Origin of the sequence: Aquirufa sp. (assembly GCF_044377215.1) — a bacterium.
Classification (GTDB): Bacteria; Bacteroidota; Bacteroidia; order Cytophagales; family Spirosomataceae; genus Aquirufa.
The window spans coordinates 16,301-33,154 of sequence record NZ_JBILJM010000006.1 but is presented as its reverse complement, the minus strand read 5'-3'; the positions used below and the strand labels follow the sequence as shown (position 1 = coordinate 33,154).

Below are 16,854 nucleotides of genomic sequence, written 5' to 3'. Positions count from 1 at the left end.
GCCTGTTTTTGTGCTATTATTGCATCACAAAACTGATAAACTTACATGCGCGTTTTAGTCTATGGTGCTTCCACAAATCCAGCCCGTTATGCGTACATCGCCACGGAATTATTGCTGTCTAAAGGGCATGAAGTGATTTTGGTAGGACACAAACCTGGAGAAATTGGGGGAATTGATATTCAGGTGGGCCAACCAGACTTGGGGGATATTCACACGGTTACATTGTATGTAGGGCCTCAAAATCAGACAGATCTTTTGGCATATGTAATGCGTCTTCAACCTAAGCGGGTAATTTTCAACCCAGGAACAGAAAACCCAGCGTTAATGCAGCAGCTTGCTGCGGACGGGATGGAAGTAGAAGAGGCCTGCACGCTTGTGATGTTGCATACAGGCCAATTTTAATTTATACGGCTGTCAGGGTGAATTCGAATTCCTCCATGATCAAGTTGGCCAATAATTTCTTGCATGCTTCCGTTACAATTTCATTAGCAACGGCCTCAGATGCAGCTTCCAATTGCAATGTGATATGCTTTCCAATACGCACATCAGAAACCTGTGTGATATTTAAATTTTGTAAGCCAATGCGAACTGCTTTTCCTTGTGGGTCAAGAATTTCTTTTTGAGGCATTACATTGATTTCTGCGATAAATTTCATTTTTGTCTGGTATTAAGTAACGATTGGATTAAGGATAAGGCGATATAGGAAATTACTAAAATCGGGAAAGCTGCAAATTTAAGCAATAGCAATATAGCAACACAATAAATTAGGAATAAGTAGCGCATTTGGTTTGCCGCCCATCCCCAGGATTTAAATTTGAAAGCCATTAACGGGAACTCCGCGACTAATAAATAACTCATGAGTATACTGTAAATCAATAAACCTTTAAAGTGAAGAATATAGGGGCTGAATTCTGGTTGGAAATGTAGAATTAATGGCAATGAAGCCACTAATAGCCCATTTGCGGGTGTGGGTACCCCGATGAATTGATCGCTCTGGCGGGTATCAATGTTGAATTTTGCGAGTCGGTAGGCCGACATTAACGCCAGGGAAAATACCATAAATGGTTTGTAGAACCCAAAAATGCCCACGGAGCATTGCGTTCCACAACTTTGTTCAACGAGTGCGAAAAGGATGAAGCTTGGTAAAACACCAAAAGAAACCATGTCGGCCAGCGAATCTAATTGCTTACCTAATTCAGAATAAGCATTGAGTAATCGCGCTAAAAATCCATCTAAGAAATCGCAAACAAGCGAAATGAAAATGCAATACGATGCCCAAAGTAAATTACCCTGCATGACAAAGTAAATACCCAAACAGCCCGCAAGCAGGTTGGCCAATGTCAATAAATTTGGTATTTCTTTTTTCATGCTTTTACAAAGGGATTATGTTGTTTTTCCTCTGCAATAGACGTTTTAGGCCCATGTCCTGGATAAACAATCGTCTCTCCGGGTAAGGTATATAATTGCGTTTGGATACTTTGCATTAAGTCGGCATGATTACACAACGGAAAATCAGTCCTTCCCACACTACGTTTGAAAAGTACGTCTCCACCGATAACCCAACCTTCTTTTTCTAAGTAGAAAGCCACGTGTCCGGGTGCATGACCGGGTACAAATAAAATTTGTATGTCAAATTCGCCTATTTGAATACGCTCTGTTGCGCTAATCCATTGATCGACGTTTGCAGCCTGATAATGCGGGAATCCGTAGACTTCTGCGCGATTGCCCGCGTCATCTAAAAGGGGTTTATCCTTCAGATGTAAGCAAAAAGGAATTTTGTATTCGGTTTGGAAAAAGGATACGCCCAATACGTGGTCGATGTGTGCATGGGTATTCAAAATGTATTTCATTTGAATGCCTTTCTCGGTGATAAAATCTTTGATTTCTTTACGCTCTTCGTAGCTGTAGCAACCTGGGTCGAAAACGATTCCATTTCCGGCGTCATCCCACAATAAGTAGGTGTTTTCTTGAAAGGGATTGAATTGGAAGACTTCGAGCTGTATCATAAACGCTACAAATTTCGGATTAATTATTGGTTTGGCCAAAAAGGAAAATGCAGGGTATTTTGTGTAGTTCGGGTTTTTGTGCCGACCAGTCTTTCAGTGTTTTTGTTTGGATGAAACCACCTTCTCCTTGTAGGTTAGCACCTATGGCCACCAACGTATTTCCAGGAAAGTGCTGAATCATGTCGTCCAATAACCCATTGTTACGATAGGGAGTCTCGATGAATATATGTGTTTCGCCCGTTTTTTCGGTTAGCTGGGCTAATTGTTCCATGCGCTTAATGCGGGCAGGTTTCTCGATGGGAAGGTAGCCATGAAAGGCGAATTTTTGGCCTGAAAACCCGGATCCCATGAGCGCGAGTAGGATGGAGGATGGTCCTACGAGCGGGACAACCTCGATCCCCATTTCTTGTGCGATTCCTACGGCTAGCGCGCCTGGGTCAGCGACACCTGGGCAACCTGCTTCGGAAATAACACCAATATAAGTTTCGTTTTGATGTTTATTTAAAAAATCAAGGATTGTTTTTTTCTGGGTGTCTTTGTCTAAAATTTCGAATGTCAACGAATCGATCGTGATGCCAAGTTTCAGTTCGGATATAAATCGCCGCGCTGTCCGTATGTTTTCGACAAGAAAATGCTGGCATTGTGCGATGTGTGCAGCCACCTCGGGCGCTAATGACGTAGCTGCTGTATTTTCTGCAATGGGGCAAGGAATAAGTATCAGTTTCATAGGATGGACTTGATGACTTGAAGAAAAGCATCAGGCTGGTCGGCCTGCACCCAATGTCCCGCATTTGCAATCTTGTGTAATTCAAAATTGGGGAAGATTTCGGAGATGAAGCGTTCGTCTTCTGGTTGGATGTAATGTGAATTTGCTCCTTTTATAAAATGTATAGGTGTCTGGCAGGGGTTTTTGACCCATAATTCATGGCCGACTACATCAATGTTTTTGGTAATGACGGCTAGGTTAATTCGCCAGGCGAATTCCGCATCGTTTTTGCGGTACAGGTTCTTTAATAAAAATTGTCGAATGCCTTCTTGTTCCTCGAAGCGCTTGAGGTGTTCATTTGCTTCGGTTCGCGAGGCGATCGTTTTTAGATCGATCGAGTTTAATCCCTCCAATATTGATGTGTGGTGGACCGGGTAAAATTTTGGTGCAATATCTACAATGATGAATTTGTCAGAAAGCGTTGGGTAGTTTAATGCGAATTGCATGACTACTTTACCGCCCATGGAGTGTCCAATGATGATCGGATTGGTCAATTGATGCGTGTCGATGAATTCTTTCAGGTCTTCCGACATCACTTGGTAGTCGAAATCGTCGGACCAGGGTGATTGTCCGTGGTTTCGTTGGTCCACTAAATAGACTTGATGGGTGTTGGCAAAAACCTTTGCGATGCCCAACCAGTTGTCGGAGCTACCAAAAATTCCATGTAAAATAATCATGGCAGGTCCTTGTTCACCTACTTTTCTAAAATATAGTTCCATTACTTTAGGTAGATCGCTTTTTCTTTTTTCAGTATCGTTTGGCCAATCGGCTTTAGATCGAAGCCTGCAGCCTTCGCAAAGGTTTCGAATGCATCTTTTTGTGATTTGGAAACGGCGATTAATAAGCCACCCGAAGTTTGCGGATCAGCCCCGATGAGCCGTTGGGTTTCTGTAATTCCTTCTTGTACTCGGTGACCATAACTTGCCCAATTGCGGCTGGTTCCTCCGGGAAAACATTTCTGATCCAGGTAATGGTCTAGATTATTGAGGGTTGGTATTTGGTCAAAAAACAACTCGGCACTAACGCCGGAACCGTCGCACATTTCGATTAAATGGCCCATGAGACCAAAACCGGTGACGTCGGTGAGTGATTCTACATAATCCAACGGAGCTATTTTCGATCCGAAAGAATTAAGCGTACTCATTTGTTTAACGGCTGTAGCCAGGTCTTGGTCAGAAACGATGCCTCTTTTTTGGGCGGTGGTTAAAATGCCCACGCCTAGGGGTTTGGTTAAATATAACAACGCGTTTGCGGAAGCTTGGTCGTTTTGTTTTAGGTCTTCTTTTTTGACTTTCCCGGTTACTGCTAAACCAAAAATGGGTTCGGGGGAATCGATTGAATGCCCTCCAGCGAGTGGAATACCAGCTTCAGCACAAGCGGCGCGGCCGCCTTCTAATACTTGTCTGGCAATTTCGGGAGCAATTTTATCGATAGGCCAACCTAAAATTGCAATGGCCATGAGCGGTTTGCCACCCATAGCATATATGTCCGAAATCGCATTTGTTGCGGCAATTTTTCCGAAATCGAATGGATTGTCAACAATCGGCATAAAGAAATCGGTGGTTGAAATGACGGCTTCACCGTTTTCCCAATCGAAAACAGCGGCGTCGTCGCGACTTTCATTGCCAACTAATAGAAGGGGGTAGTGTTTTTTAGGCGTGTCCGATTGTAGGATTTGATCTAAAATTTGGGGTGATATTTTACATCCGCAGCCTGCACCGTGGGAATAAGATGTCAGCTTGATGGGTTCTTCGTTCGTTTGCATAGGAAAATTTCTAGCGCAAAATTATTCTTTAAATAATTAAAAATTATGTTTCTGTTAAATTTTAAACGGTTTTAGGACTAATCGGTGTTCGTTTCATGTGAAAAGGTACATTATTTGTGAATTTAGTGCTATCAATCAGTTAATTATGACAAAAGTCTTATCCATTCTTTTTGGAGTATTTGATTTTTTAGGTTTATTTTGTGTCTTCATTTCTTCTATATCATTTATAACTAATTTACAAATTTATGCAGAGAAGGTTTATTACTCACTCAGTATTACTAGGAGCGTTTTTTGCGCTACTCATGATGCTTCCCATTGGGCAGGTGTTTGCTCAAGGTTCAACGACTTCTGCAATTGCAGGTACGGTAGTTGACGAAAAAGGCCAAGGCCTACCAGGTGCTACGGTGATTGCGGTACATGAGCCAACAGGTTCACGTTACGGAGCGTCTACGCGTGCGGATGGTCGTTATAACATTGTTAACATGCGTGTGGGTGGTCCTTATAAAGTGACTGTTTCATTCGTAGGTTACAAAGAATCTGCACAATCAGGAATTGTGTTGACTTTGGCCTCTGAATTACGTCAAAACTTTAAGTTAGAAGTAAGTCAGTCTCAATTAGAAGAAGTTAAGGTCGTAGCTTCACGTAGTTCTGTGATTAACTCAGGACGTACGGGTGCGGCAACAACCGTTTCAAACTCGTCAATTACAACTTTACCTACCTTGAATCGTTCATTGGGTGATTTTGCTCGTTTAGATCCACGTGCGAATGGTTTGAACTTTGCAGGTCGTAACGCCTTGTTTAATAACGTAACAGTTGATGGAGCGTTTTTTAACAATGCGTTTGCTTTATCACCAACAATCGGTGGTCAAGCAGGTGCTTCGCCAATTTCAGTGGATGCGATTGACCAATTCCAAGTATTGATTGCTCCGTATGACGTACGTCAAGGTATGGCAACGGGTGCAAACATCAACGTAGTAACAAAGTCGGGTACAAATAATTGGACTGGTTCAGGTTACTATTTTGGTACAAACGAAGGTTTAGTAGGAAATAAAATTGGAGATGCAACATCTCAATTTGGTAAATTCAACCGTGGTCAATTTGGTGCACGTGTAGGAGGAGCTATCATCAAGAATAAGTTATTTATCTTCGGTTCATTTGAGCAAGAAACACAAACAGATCCAGGTTCAAACTTTGTGGCAACACGTACAGGTTCTGAGCCGAATAGATCAATTGCGAAAGCGGAAGATTTAGATAAATTGAAAGCATTCTTATTGTCGAAATTCAATTATGATCCAGGTGCATACGAGAACTACAATAGAGAGAAATTCTCACAAAAAGCTAATGTTCGTTTAGACTGGAATATTTCTGACAAGCATAAGTTGAACGTTAAGTACAATTATTTACGTTCATACGCTGACATTTCTCCTTCGAATTCAGGTTCATTACCAGGAGGTCGTTCGCCTTCGGTTAACGTGTTACCTTTCCAAGGTTCATTGTATCGTATCAATAATAACTTAGACTCGTACATTGCTGAATTGAACTCGACATTCTCGAATTCAATTTCGAACAACTTGACGGTGGGTTACACAGCGATGCGCGATTTCCGTGAGTCACCTGTGAATAATACACCATTCCCAACGGTAGATATTGGAAATAACAACTTAAACCAATTGACTACTTTTGGTTATGAGCCATTCTCGGCAAATAACTTGTTGAATTCTGACATTTTCCAAATCTCAGATAACTTAACGATTTATAAAGGAAAGCATGTATACACCTTAGGTTTTGCGTATGAGGCGAATGCATTTAAGAATGGTTTTGCGCCTAACTACTACGGTGGTTACCAATTTAGATCGATTGATGATTTCATCAAGTCAGCAAATGGAGACAAAACAGTTATTCCAGCTTTTTACCGTCAACAATGGTCTAATTATGCGGAATTCCCTTTTGCTGAAATGAAAGGTAATACCCTGTCATTCTATGGACAAGATGAGATTACGGCAGCGAAAGGATTGAAATTGACATTTGGATTACGTGCTGATGCAACTTCGTTCCCATCTTTTGATGAGCCAAAGTACACGAACTCGTTTGTGCCTAATTTAACTTTCCGCGATGGTGTTAAGTTGGCAACCAACAAATTCCCTGAGACTACTGTTTTATGGTCTCCACGTTTCGGATTTAACTGGGATGTGAAGGATGACAAAACAACACAAGTACGTGGTGGTTTGGGTATCTTCTCAGGTCGTGTTCCTTACGTATGGTTGTCTAACCAATTGTCTAATAATGGTGTTTTATTTGGATCTGAAAACTTAAGTAATCCAACTAATCGTCCGTTCAATGCGGATGTGAATGCATACCGTCCAGCTGTATCGTCGACCGTTACACCTACAGCTTATAACCTAGCGGTTACAGATCCAAACTTTAAATTCTCTCAAGTATTCCGTGGAAACTTAGCAGTGGATAAGCAATTGGGTGATGGCTGGATCGTATCTGTGGAAGGTATCTACACAAAAGATATCAATGCGGTTTACTTAGAAAATGTCAACTTGCCTAATTCAACGGTTAAAGCAGTAGGTGCTGACAATCGTGTTATTTTCTATACGTTAGGTGCAAATGGACTTCCAAGCACAGCAAGAAACTTTCAAATTTACGGTAACGTAAGAGGAGTTAATGGTCCTGCAAACGGAATTGCTACAACTTCAGCTCCGAACATCTCGGACGCGATTGTAATCAAGAACACAAACTTGGGTTATTCGTATGCATTAACTGCAACGGTTTCTAAGGCATTTGATAATGGATTATTTGCTTCCTTATCATACACGAATTCTGATTCACGTTCGGTGAATGATGGAGGTTCGATTGCACAATCGCAATGGAGAGACCGTGTTGTTTCAGGTGATCCAAACGAGAACGTTGCTTCGTACTCTTCTTATATGCAATCACACCGTATTAATGCGTATGGTTCATACCGTTTGAATTACTTGAATGAGAAAGCTTCTACTACATTTGGTTTTACGTATTCAGTAGCTCCATCAGGTCGTTTCTCTTACACGTATTCAGGTGATATGAATGGTGACAATCAATTTAATGACTTGATGTATGTTCCTCGTAGCCAATCTGAGATTTTGTTACGTGATTTAGGTACGTATACAGCCGCTCAACAGTGGACTGATTTAGATAAGTACATCACACAAGATAAGTATTTGTCTTCTCGTCGTGGACAGTATGCGGAGCGTAATGGTGCTGAGTTACCATGGTCTGCCAATTTTGATTTCAAAGTAATCCAAGATTTCTATATCAATGTAGGTGGCAAGAAGAATACGCTACAATTTACATTGGATGTATTTAACTTCGGTAACTATGTATCTCCACAGTGGGGATTGAATCAAACGCCATTGCGTGCAGCTTTAGTTAATTACGTAACAAATGATGCGGCTACTGGAAGACCAGTATTCCAATTCCCTTTCCGTTCAGGAACTACGCCATTAGCTGAGACTTTCCAACGTTCTTTCGGACTTGGATCTCGCTGGCAAGCACAATTCGGTATCCGTTATATCTTCAACTAAGATATTGCTAATCCGAAGTGAAAAGGCTGCTCGAAAGAGCAGCCTTTTTTGGTATTTAAATGTATTTTAAACCAAAAGTCTATTTATTTTATAATTGCCGTAAAATAAGTTTTGTGAAGTAATGATTTTTTTAATCAATACTTTTAAAAATTGTTTAATTCTAAATAAAATGATATTATGAAAAAAGTTATTAAACCTTTGTTTTTGATGTTTGTATTAGCATCAATGAGTTCATGTGCTACTGTATTTGGCGGACCAGTTTCTGCAAAACAACGTACAGCTCCAGCAGCTGGACAGCCTGGACGCGAAGTTCGTGTAGGTGCATTAATTGCGGATGTTTTACTTTTTTGGCCGGGAACAATTGTAGATTTTGCTACTGGAGCTATCTATAAGCCATAGTTTGATGGGTATTGTATCAACTAAATAATCCTCTATTCCATATTTAATGAAAAGATTAAATCTAATTTTATTTTGTTCAGTATTATTTTTAATGAGCCTTTCTAATTTGATTGCTCAAGAGTCAAATAAAATACGTGTTGGAGTGAGCCTTGATGTTGGGCGTACCTTTGAATTAAATAAGCTAGATTTTGGGATAGGTATTTCACTTGATCCTACATATAATATTTCAGACCATCAAACGATTGGATTTAGTTTTGGGGCTTTTGCTATGGCCAAAAATATTGAAGTTAATTCGTTAAGTTCGGAAGCTATCGGTATGACATCTATATTAGGAACATATGATCATTTTATTAAAATACAACCTAGGTTAGTTTATAGCTTAGGTGGAGGAGTAGGTGTTTTTAATTTATCTCATATGTATAGCATGTCAACATCTCCAACTAGTCTTGGAATAAACGAAACTGTGTTTCAAGGTATGAAACCGGGAATTATGCTTAGACCTGGTTTAGAATATAGTAAATTCAGAATATCAATTGAATTTAATCTTATTCCTTCCCATTCATATGATGCCCAACTCAATAATTTCTCAGGTATTAATTTAAATTCATTTTTTAAATGGAAGGTTGGGTTCATAATTGGGGGAGGAAATCACTAAACTATAATTTCGATTTTTTAAAATAAATGCTGCTCATTTGAGTAGCATTTATTTTGATTAAAATTTAAAATTTAATAGTGAAGTATATCACCTCTATTGGATATAAAAAAACCGGGTTTCCCCGGTTTTAATTAAAACTCTTTATGATGCGCCATGCGATGTAAATCCTCAGGACTTAATGACTTAAAGTATTCGTAGGTAATTTTCAAACCCTCCGCACGCGTTACTTTAGGTTCCCAGCCTAATAAAGCTTTTGCTTTCGTAATGTCTGGTTTGCGCTGTTTCGGATCGTCGGTGGGCAATGGAAGTGAAATCAACTTCTGACTCGTTCCTGTTAATTTGATAATCTCCTCACCAAATTCCTTAATCGTAATTTCATCCGGATTTCCGATATTGACCGGTTGGGCATAATCGCTCAATAATAAACGGTAAATCCCTTCTACCAAATCATCTACATAGCAGAAAGCTCGTGTTTGCGATCCATCGCCAAACATCGTTAAATCTTCGCCTCGCAAGGCTTGGCCAATAAATGCTGGTAATACACGGCCATCATTCAGACGCATGCGTGGTCCATAGGTATTAAAAATTCGCACGATGCGCGTTTCTAATCCGTGATAGGTATGATATGCCATTGTCATCGCCTCTTGAAAGCGTTTGGCTTCGTCGTATACGCCTCGCGGACCCACGGGGTTGACATTTCCCCAATATTCCTCCGGTTGTGGATGCACGGTAGGATCTCCATATACTTCTGATGTAGATGCAATTAAGACTCTTGCGTTTTTGACACGCGCTAAACCTAGGCAATTATGAATACCTAAAGAGCCCACTTTTAGGGTCTGAATAGGGATCTTTAAATAGTCAATCGGTGATGCTGGAGAGGCAAAGTGTAGAATATAATCTAAGTTTCCTGGTACATGAATGAACTTAGAAACATCATGGTGGTAGAATTCAAAATGTTCTAATTTGAACAAATGTTCAATATTCTTCAAATCACCCGTAATCAAATTATCCATCGCAATGACATGATAACCCTCTTTGATAAATCGATCACATAAATGCGATCCCAAAAATCCAGCTCCTCCGGTAATTAATATTCGTTTCATAAGTTATATAACAAATTTGCGGCCTACTGAATAATAGGTGTAGCCTAACTCTTGCATTTGGGGCAATTCATATAAATTACGTCCGTCGAAAATGACTTTATTTTTCAATAAAGTATCCATGCGTTCAAAATCAGGTGTTCTGAATTGTGGCCATTCTGTTACGATCATTAAGGCATCTGCCCCTTCAATAGCATCATATGGATTTTTGGAATATTCCACGACATCACCCAGTAATTCTTTGACATTTTTCATCGCCTCCGGGTCATAAACACGTACTTTACAACCTAGGGCCAACAATGCCTCGATGTTATACAAGGCAGGTGCCTCACGAATATCATCTGTATAAGGTTTAAAAGCTAAGCCCCAAATTCCAATCGTTTTTCCAGCCAAATCATTGTTAAAGTGACTTTCAATCAACGGCATCAATTTCGTTTTTTGCAATTCATTGACACGCATCACCGAATCCAAAATGTGAAATTGATAGGCATTATCTTCGGATGTTTTAGCTAAGGCTTGCACGTCTTTTGGAAAACAAGAACCGCCATAACCAATACCTGCAAATAAGAATCGCTTTCCGATACGGGAGTCTGTTCCGATGCCCCGACGAATATCATCGACATTAGCACCGACCTTCTCGCATAAATTGGCAATTTCATTCATGAAGGTAATCTTGGTGGCCAAAAACGCATTAGCAGCATATTTGGTCATCTCCGCAGAGCGTTCATCCATAAAGATGATTGGATTTCCTTGGCGAACCAATGGCGCATATAATTTAGTCATTACATCTTTCGCACGATCTGATTCTGTTCCAATGACCACGCGGTCAGGTTTCATGAAATCTTCTACTGCGACTCCTTCACGCAAAAATTCTGGGTTTGATACGACATCAAAATCAACTTGGGCGTTTTTAGCAATCGCCGCATGGACTAATTCAGACGTACCCACAGGAACTGTACTTTTATCAATGATGACGGTATATTCAGTCAATAATGGACCTAAATCATTCGCTACTTGTAAAATGTATTTTAAGTCGGCAGAACCATCTTCCCCTGGGGGCGTTGGCAAGGCTAAGAAAATAACTTTGGCTCCCGCAATTCCATCCACTAAGGAAGTAGTGAAATTTAATCGGCCTTCATTGACATTCCGATGAAACATGTCTTCCAAGCCTGGTTCGTAGATAGGAACAATCCCATTTTGCATTTGCTTGATCTTCGCTTCATTAATATCAACGCATGTTACATAGTTTCCTGTTTCAGCAAAACAGGTTCCTGTTACGAGGCCTACGTACCCAGTGCCAACAACCGCAATTTTCATAGAGAATTCTTTATTTTGTTCAAAAAATGAGAGCAAATTTAGCCAAATATCTTTAATTAATGCTACTTATTGATTTGTCGGCTACTTTTTTAAAGGGATAATACGACCGATACTTCCCGATGGTTCCATGCAATGCAACCAATTGGCTAAACTTGTCGAAATATCACTGATACTTGTACGTTCAGTTACCTCACTAGGCTTAACTTTCCAGCCATAAAACAATAATGGAACGTGTGTGTCATAGGCATACAACGTACTATGTGTTGTACCTGTTTTACTGCCCATAAACCATTGAGGTTTCAACAAAATCATCACATCACCACTGCGATCTGGATTATATCCGTTTCTTATTAAATCGGCATACAAGTTGTTTAAGGTCAAACCCTCAATATTTTGCAGGTCGATTAACTCCTGAAAGCCTACTTGTTTCTTTAGCGATTGTTTAACGACTTGGATTAGTTTTGCCCGATCAATGTTCATTTTGGCTAATGCTAACTTGTTGAAGTATAATTGCGAGTTATCCTCACCAATAATCAGGTCAGACTGTCCAAATGCCTCCTGCGTTACTTTTTTGATATCAGCCATGGCTTTTACCCGATCAAAAACACCACCTGGCATTTTATGACTATTCAAATATCCTGGGATTTCCGCCACCGCGTGATCTGCTGTTAGGAATACTAAGACCTGATCCTTACCATAATTTTTATCCAAATAAGTTAATATCTCAGCGATGTCTTGGTCTAAACGCAAATAGGTATCCTCCAATTCAACTGACTGAGGGCCAAAACTATGTCCTACATAATCTGTTGACGAAAAGCTTACGGCTAAAAAGTCGGTGGTTCCATTTTTACCTAATTTTTCCTCGGTCATTGCTTGGATCGCGAAATCTTTTGTCAATGTATTTCCATAGGGACTTGTGCGAATTAATTCCAATGGATTCCCTCCTTGTAATGTATGTGGGAACACAGGGGCAGTTTCACCTGCCATTTTTGACTCATAAGGAGAATCATCTGGTCCGCTTATCGTATACGTTTGAATAGGGTAGAGGGTGTTCCATCCTGCTTTGGTATATTTTTGAGCACGCTGTTCTGCGTTAAATGCTTGCACCCATTTCGGAAGTGATTGCATGTAAAAACTAGATGTAATCCACCGGCCTTCTTTTGAGTCATACCAATAGGCTCCATCAGCTGAATGACCTCCTGGCAAAATTGCCCCACGGTCTTTCAAGGCAATGGCAATGGTTTTTGACTTAAAGTTTTGAGCTAATTTTAATTGATCCGTAATTGTGCTTGTCCACATGTTTTTAGGCGACATGAAGCCTGTTTTACCCGTGGTTCCTACGGTGCTAACGGTACTGTCATCTGTACAATACACCTTTTTGCCTGTGGCTACGTCCGTCCATTCATTACCCACAATTCCATGGACTGCTGGGACTGTCCCTGTGTAAACACTGGCATGCCCGGCAGCCGTTACGGTAGGAGCGTAGTTATAGTGATTATCTTGGCAATTCATTCCTTCGCGGATGAGGCGTTTAAGCCCATTGTTAGAATAGCGGTCCGCATATTTGTACAAATATTCGTAACGCATTTGGTCTACGACGATTCCTACCACCAAAGCAGGTCGATTCGAATCAGTTGATTTTTTCTGTCCATAAGTGACTGATAAGCTTGCCACTAAAGCCAAAATAAGTAAGTTGATTTTTTTCATTGGTAAATTGGAAATTCAGTTAATTGATTTGTTGTTGCTTTTTCAATGTCTATTTCAAATATTTGATGTTCAAGGCCGTTGGTTAATACCAAAAATCTCGCTTCGTTTTTCTTTTGATATTGACTTATTTGCTGAAACACCTGGGCTGATAATGCCACATGGGGTGCTTTGCATTCAATCAACATAAATACGTTTCCCTGCTTGTCAAATACTTGAATATCAGTTCTTCGTTGCATTTGATCTATTTCATGTCCTCGTTCTATTTGAATGATTGATGAAGGGTAGTTTAGGTAACGCGTTAGGTAATTTAAGCAATGTTGGCGAACCCACTCTTCCGGAGTTAACGCGCGATATTTTTTTGCAATCCCATCGTAAATGAAAATCTTTCCATCCTTTTGCGTTAATTTATACTCAAATTCGGGAAAGAGCAATTGCAGTTCTGCCAACGGGCGCATAGATTTTAAGCCAAACAAAGGACTAAATTAAGCTATTTGTTCGTTATTTACATTACACCTAATCAAATTATGAAGACGAAAGAAGAGATTGTTCAAAATTGGTTACCACGTTACACAGGTACACCGATTGAATCATTTGGCCAATATATATTATTGACAAATTTCAAAAATTACGTCGATATGTTTGCTGCGAAGTACCAGGTTGAGATTCTTGGAAATGATCGGCCTATGCAAACGGCTACTGCAAATAACATTACAATAATCAATTTCGGGATGGGTTCTCCCATGGCGGCTACTGTCATGGATATCTTAGCGGCCATCAGTCCTAAAGCTGTTTTATTTTTAGGCAAGTGTGGTGGATTAAAAAAGAATTTAAGTTTGGGCGATTTGATTTTGCCTATTGCGGCCGTTCGTGGGGAGGGAACTTCAGATGAATATATGCCAAAAGAAGTGCCTGCTTTACCTTCATTTCGTTTGCAGCGTGCGGTTTCTTCGATGATAAAAAAACACGAATTAGATTATTGGACGGGCTTGATTTACACCACTAATCGCCGTGTTTGGGAGCATGACGAAGCGTTCAAAACCTATTTGTCTGAAATTCGTGCGATGGGAATTGATATGGAGACTGCGACGATCTTTACCGTAGGATTTGTTAATAAAATCCCCCACGGAGCCTTGTTATTAGTTTCGGATAATCCCATGACTCCTGATGGCGTTAAGACGGAAGTTTCGGATAAAAAAGTCACCACAAGTTATGTGGAGTCTCATTTACAGATTGGTATAGATTCATTAATTGAACTGGCGAGTTCAGGGGAATCAGTTAAACACTTACGTTTTGATTAGTTGCAGTGATCCCGAATAACTTGGTACGCTTGATTGTATCCTAATTCACCTGATTTACTTAAGTCCATACAGCCAGAAGAATCACCCAGCGCTAACTTGATGATACCTCGTATAAAATAGGCCTCAGCATATTTCGGATTCAACTTGATGGCATTGGAGCAATCCTGAATGGCATTGCGCTGATCGCCTAAGGATGATTTAGCTACGCCTCTGAAATAGTAGGCTTCTGCGAAGATTGGATTTAATGAAATCGCACGGTTATAATCTTCCATTGCTTGCTTGGCATCCCCAGATTTTGCTTTTGCGACACCCCGATTAAAGTATACTTCCGAACGTTCTGTGCTAAATGATGCTATTTTCAACTTGTCAGGAACCCCGTTACGTAATTCATCCAAAAGAACTTTGGTCATTTTTGCGTCATATATAATTTTCGCATTTTCATTATTTCCTAAATCAGCTGATTTACTATAATCATCAATTGCGCCACGTTGGTCACCTAATTTTGCTTTTACAAATGCGCGTCCGTAATAAGCTTCCACTTTCATTGGGTCCATTTCAATAGCTTTTGAAAAATCCTCTAGCGCACCTTTCTCACCATTTTCGCCCCGAAAATTTTCTAATTGCGTTTTACAAAATCCTGAATTGTAATAATCATCAGCATTATCGGCACTTAATTTGATGGCTTCAGCATAATCTTTTAATGCCAAATTGTATTCCGATAATTGCATTTTTGCATACGCGCGGAAAGAAAAATAACCAGAACGCTTTGGGCTTAATTCAATAGCTTTATCAAAGTCCTCAATACTTCCTTTGAAGTCAAATAATTTTGATTTGGCTTCACCTCGTGCTGCTAAACCTGGAGCGTACTCAGCATTCAATTCAAGTGATTTATTAAAGTCTGAAAGACCTCCTCTGTAATTAGCCAATTTCATTTTCGATATGCCTCGGCTGTAATAGGCAGTTGCCTCCAACGGATTTAGGCGAATCGCTTCATTGTAGTCTTGTATGGCCACTTTGTGATTCTCTTGCTTACTGTAACTTTGTCCGCGTGCAATAAATGCTTCGAAATATGTGGGTTTCAATTCGATTGCCTTGTCAAAATCTAAGATGGCTCCACGAAAATCTTTCAAGTTATATTTGGCAAAGCCTCGGTTGTAAAAAGAATCCGGATTTGGATTAGCCAAATTCTTTTCAATTTCTAAACTGAAATTGCGTAAAGCATCAGCGTAATTGCCCGTTTTGTTCTGCGTTAATCCTAATTCAAGGTAATTTATGCTTTCTTGTGCAAAGGTATTCGTAGCTGTTATGCAGAAAATGCCTACTAGTATTGTTGCATAAATATGTTTCATGGTCAGTTTTATTGATTATTGGATGATTTCACTAATTCCGAAAAGCAAAATTAAGAATAAAGTTCTTAATGCCGTCTTCTTTAAATAAGGATCTATTTCAGCCGGGGTCATTTCTGGATTTAGTTCGCGCACAAGCTGGATGATCGGATAATAACCCAGTAAGACAAGTAAATTACTCGTGGTAGATGATGCTGTTTCTAAAGCGATAAAATGATAGGCTGCAAAGCAAATAATTCCCAAAATTAGCAATGCTTTTTGGTAATAAAATCCAAATATCTTACCTATTCGAACGGGAATCGAAAATTTTCCTGACCGTTTGTCATTATCTAGGTCCCTTAGATTATTTAAGTTTAAAACGGCTACGGATAAAAATCCACAACCTGACGCAGGAATGGCTATATGAATTGGAATGGATTTTGTTTGAAGAAAATAAGAACCCATGGTGCCAACTAATCCAAAAAAAATAAATACAGAGAGGTCACCTAGTCCCATGTAGCCGTATGGTCTTTTTCCCACCGTATAGGCGATAGCTGCCGCGATGCAAGCGATTCCTAAACCCAAAAAACCCATCCACGTTTGTAGTGATGCGTTTTGTAGTCCTACGAATAATAATCCAATCCCAAGTGTAAAGGAGATCCCTGCGCTTAGGCGAACGGCGATCTGCATTTCAGATTGACTGATTTTACCTGTTTGAACAGCACGCAAAGCGACTGTACGGTCTTGGGTATCAATTCCATTCGTAAAGTCACCTAAATCATTTGCGAAATTTGATAGAATTTGAAGTCCCAAAGTTGTCAATACCGCCAAAACAGCAATCGCCCAGTGAAATGTTCCCTGAGCGAATGCTAAAAAGTTACCTAATAATATGCTGGAAACAGCCAGCGGTAAGGTCCGCGGTCGAGCCGCCTCTACCCATCGATTCATAT

Annotated in this window: 17 protein-coding genes; 5 read left to right on the top strand and 12 right to left on the bottom strand. The window is 40.1% G+C overall.

Annotated elements, in window-relative coordinates; all coding sequences use genetic code 11:
- Window positions 1-45: 45 nt before the first annotated feature.
- A complete protein-coding gene (locus ACIQ6T_RS03600; protein ID WP_395784313.1) occupies window positions 46-402 on the top strand; it encodes a CoA-binding protein in 357 nt (118 codons plus the stop codon).
- 1 nt (window position 403) lies between these two features.
- Here the strand turns inward: ACIQ6T_RS03600 and purS are convergent, their stop codons facing one another.
- Genes purS through selD form a run of 6 tightly spaced genes read right to left on the bottom strand, consistent with a single transcriptional unit; the run spans window position 404 to window position 4,537 of the window.
- The gene (gene purS, locus ACIQ6T_RS03595; RefSeq protein ID WP_395784311.1) at window positions 404-655 is read right to left on the bottom strand and encodes a phosphoribosylformylglycinamidine synthase subunit PurS; all 252 of its coding nucleotides are present in this window, start codon (window positions 653-655) and stop codon (window positions 404-406) included.
- Window positions 652-1,368 carry a CDP-diacylglycerol--serine O-phosphatidyltransferase gene (pssA, locus tag ACIQ6T_RS03590; protein WP_395784309.1) on the bottom strand — a complete coding sequence of 239 codons (717 nt, stop codon included), beginning with the start codon at window positions 1,366-1,368 and terminating at the stop codon, window positions 652-654. The genes purS and pssA overlap by 4 nt, the downstream gene beginning before the upstream one ends.
- On the bottom strand, window positions 1,365-2,006 hold the full coding sequence (locus tag ACIQ6T_RS03585; protein ID WP_395784307.1) for an MBL fold metallo-hydrolase: 642 nt from the start codon (window positions 2,004-2,006) through the stop codon (window positions 1,365-1,367). The genes pssA and ACIQ6T_RS03585 overlap by 4 nt, the downstream gene beginning before the upstream one ends.
- Window positions 2,007-2,025: 19 nt before the next feature.
- Window positions 2,026-2,733: an SAM-dependent methyltransferase gene (locus ACIQ6T_RS03580; protein WP_395784305.1), complete on the bottom strand. Its 708-nt coding sequence runs from the start codon at window positions 2,731-2,733 to the stop codon at window positions 2,026-2,028.
- Complete coding sequence (locus tag ACIQ6T_RS03575) at window positions 2,730-3,491, bottom strand: alpha/beta fold hydrolase (protein WP_395784303.1); 762 nt, start codon at window positions 3,489-3,491, stop codon at window positions 2,730-2,732. The genes ACIQ6T_RS03580 and ACIQ6T_RS03575 overlap by 4 nt, the downstream gene beginning before the upstream one ends.
- A complete protein-coding gene (gene selD, locus ACIQ6T_RS03570) occupies window positions 3,491-4,537 on the bottom strand; it encodes a selenide, water dikinase SelD (RefSeq protein WP_395784301.1) in 1,047 nt (348 codons plus the stop codon). Before selD ends, ACIQ6T_RS03575 begins: the two co-directional genes overlap by 1 nt.
- Window positions 4,538-4,782: 245 nt before the next feature.
- Between selD and ACIQ6T_RS03565 the strand changes: the two genes are divergently transcribed.
- The 3 genes from ACIQ6T_RS03565 (at window position 4,783) to ACIQ6T_RS03555 (ending at window position 9,157) form a co-directional block, all read left to right on the top strand.
- Window positions 4,783-8,103, top strand: a complete 3,321-nt coding sequence (locus ACIQ6T_RS03565; RefSeq protein ID WP_395784299.1) for a carboxypeptidase regulatory-like domain-containing protein — start codon at window positions 4,783-4,785, stop codon at window positions 8,101-8,103.
- 177 nt (window positions 8,104-8,280) lie between these two features.
- On the top strand, window positions 8,281-8,502 hold the full coding sequence (locus tag ACIQ6T_RS03560) for a hypothetical protein (protein ID WP_395784297.1): 222 nt from the start codon (window positions 8,281-8,283) through the stop codon (window positions 8,500-8,502).
- Between the two features lie 46 nt (window positions 8,503-8,548).
- The gene (locus ACIQ6T_RS03555; protein ID WP_395784295.1) at window positions 8,549-9,157 is read left to right on the top strand and encodes a hypothetical protein; all 609 of its coding nucleotides are present in this window, start codon (window positions 8,549-8,551) and stop codon (window positions 9,155-9,157) included.
- Window positions 9,158-9,288: 131 nt separating this feature from the next.
- On the opposite strand, the gene ACIQ6T_RS03550 is transcribed toward ACIQ6T_RS03555, so the two are convergent.
- The 4 genes from ACIQ6T_RS03550 to ACIQ6T_RS03535 form a co-directional block, all read right to left on the bottom strand.
- Complete coding sequence (locus ACIQ6T_RS03550) at window positions 9,289-10,260, bottom strand: UDP-glucuronic acid decarboxylase family protein (RefSeq protein ID WP_395784293.1); 972 nt, start codon at window positions 10,258-10,260, stop codon at window positions 9,289-9,291.
- A gap of 3 nt (window positions 10,261-10,263) precedes the next feature.
- Window positions 10,264-11,574 carry a UDP-glucose dehydrogenase family protein gene (locus ACIQ6T_RS03545; RefSeq protein ID WP_395784291.1) on the bottom strand — a complete coding sequence of 437 codons (1,311 nt, stop codon included), beginning with the start codon at window positions 11,572-11,574 and terminating at the stop codon, window positions 10,264-10,266.
- An 81-nt stretch (window positions 11,575-11,655) separates the two neighbouring features.
- A complete protein-coding gene (gene pafA, locus ACIQ6T_RS03540) occupies window positions 11,656-13,281 on the bottom strand; it encodes an alkaline phosphatase PafA (RefSeq protein WP_395784289.1) in 1,626 nt (541 codons plus the stop codon).
- Window positions 13,278-13,736, bottom strand: a complete 459-nt coding sequence (locus ACIQ6T_RS03535; RefSeq protein ID WP_395784287.1) for a type I restriction enzyme HsdR N-terminal domain-containing protein — start codon at window positions 13,734-13,736, stop codon at window positions 13,278-13,280. Before ACIQ6T_RS03535 ends, pafA begins: the two co-directional genes overlap by 4 nt.
- A 69-nt stretch (window positions 13,737-13,805) precedes the next feature.
- Here ACIQ6T_RS03535 and ACIQ6T_RS03530 point away from each other — a divergent pair, with 69 nt between their 5' ends.
- Complete coding sequence (locus ACIQ6T_RS03530) at window positions 13,806-14,579, top strand: AMP nucleosidase (RefSeq protein ID WP_395784285.1); 774 nt, start codon at window positions 13,806-13,808, stop codon at window positions 14,577-14,579.
- On the opposite strand, the gene ACIQ6T_RS03525 is transcribed toward ACIQ6T_RS03530, so the two are convergent.
- Together ACIQ6T_RS03525 and menA are read right to left on the bottom strand one after the other, a co-directional pair.
- Entirely contained in the window at window positions 14,576-15,928 is a 1,353-nt protein-coding gene (locus tag ACIQ6T_RS03525; protein ID WP_395784283.1) for a tetratricopeptide repeat protein, read from the bottom strand. The two genes, ACIQ6T_RS03530 and ACIQ6T_RS03525, sit on opposite strands and share 4 nt — an antisense overlap.
- Window positions 15,929-15,943: 15 nt before the next feature.
- On the bottom strand, window positions 15,944-16,852 hold the full coding sequence (menA, locus tag ACIQ6T_RS03520) for a 1,4-dihydroxy-2-naphthoate octaprenyltransferase (protein WP_395784281.1): 909 nt from the start codon (window positions 16,850-16,852) through the stop codon (window positions 15,944-15,946).
- Window positions 16,853-16,854: the final 2 nt, after the last annotated feature.

Coding starts and splice junctions, on each gene's coding strand:
- ACIQ6T_RS03600 (WP_395784313.1), top strand. CDS start 46: ATGCGCGTTTTAGTCTATGGTGCTTCCACAAATCCAGCCCGTTATGCG.
- purS (WP_395784311.1), bottom strand. CDS start 655: ATGAAATTTATCGCAGAAATCAATGTAATGCCTCAAAAAGAAATTCTT.
- pssA (WP_395784309.1), bottom strand. CDS start 1,368: ATGAAAAAAGAAATACCAAATTTATTGACATTGGCCAACCTGCTTGCG.
- ACIQ6T_RS03585 (WP_395784307.1), bottom strand. CDS start 2,006: ATGATACAGCTCGAAGTCTTCCAATTCAATCCCTTTCAAGAAAACACC.
- ACIQ6T_RS03580 (WP_395784305.1), bottom strand. CDS start 2,733: ATGAAACTGATACTTATTCCTTGCCCCATTGCAGAAAATACAGCAGCT.
- ACIQ6T_RS03575 (WP_395784303.1), bottom strand. CDS start 3,491: ATGGAACTATATTTTAGAAAAGTAGGTGAACAAGGACCTGCCATGATT.
- selD (WP_395784301.1), bottom strand. CDS start 4,537: ATGCAAACGAACGAAGAACCCATCAAGCTGACATCTTATTCCCACGGT.
- ACIQ6T_RS03565 (WP_395784299.1), top strand. CDS start 4,783: ATGCAGAGAAGGTTTATTACTCACTCAGTATTACTAGGAGCGTTTTTT.
- ACIQ6T_RS03560 (WP_395784297.1), top strand. CDS start 8,281: ATGAAAAAAGTTATTAAACCTTTGTTTTTGATGTTTGTATTAGCATCA.
- ACIQ6T_RS03555 (WP_395784295.1), top strand. CDS start 8,549: ATGAAAAGATTAAATCTAATTTTATTTTGTTCAGTATTATTTTTAATG.
- ACIQ6T_RS03550 (WP_395784293.1), bottom strand. CDS start 10,260: ATGAAACGAATATTAATTACCGGAGGAGCTGGATTTTTGGGATCGCAT.
- ACIQ6T_RS03545 (WP_395784291.1), bottom strand. CDS start 11,574: ATGAAAATTGCGGTTGTTGGCACTGGGTACGTAGGCCTCGTAACAGGA.
- pafA (WP_395784289.1), bottom strand. CDS start 13,281: ATGAAAAAAATCAACTTACTTATTTTGGCTTTAGTGGCAAGCTTATCA.
- ACIQ6T_RS03535 (WP_395784287.1), bottom strand. CDS start 13,736: ATGCGCCCGTTGGCAGAACTGCAATTGCTCTTTCCCGAATTTGAGTAT.
- ACIQ6T_RS03530 (WP_395784285.1), top strand. CDS start 13,806: ATGAAGACGAAAGAAGAGATTGTTCAAAATTGGTTACCACGTTACACA.
- ACIQ6T_RS03525 (WP_395784283.1), bottom strand. CDS start 15,928: ATGAAACATATTTATGCAACAATACTAGTAGGCATTTTCTGCATAACA.
- menA (WP_395784281.1), bottom strand. CDS start 16,852: ATGAATCGATGGGTAGAGGCGGCTCGACCGCGGACCTTACCGCTGGCT.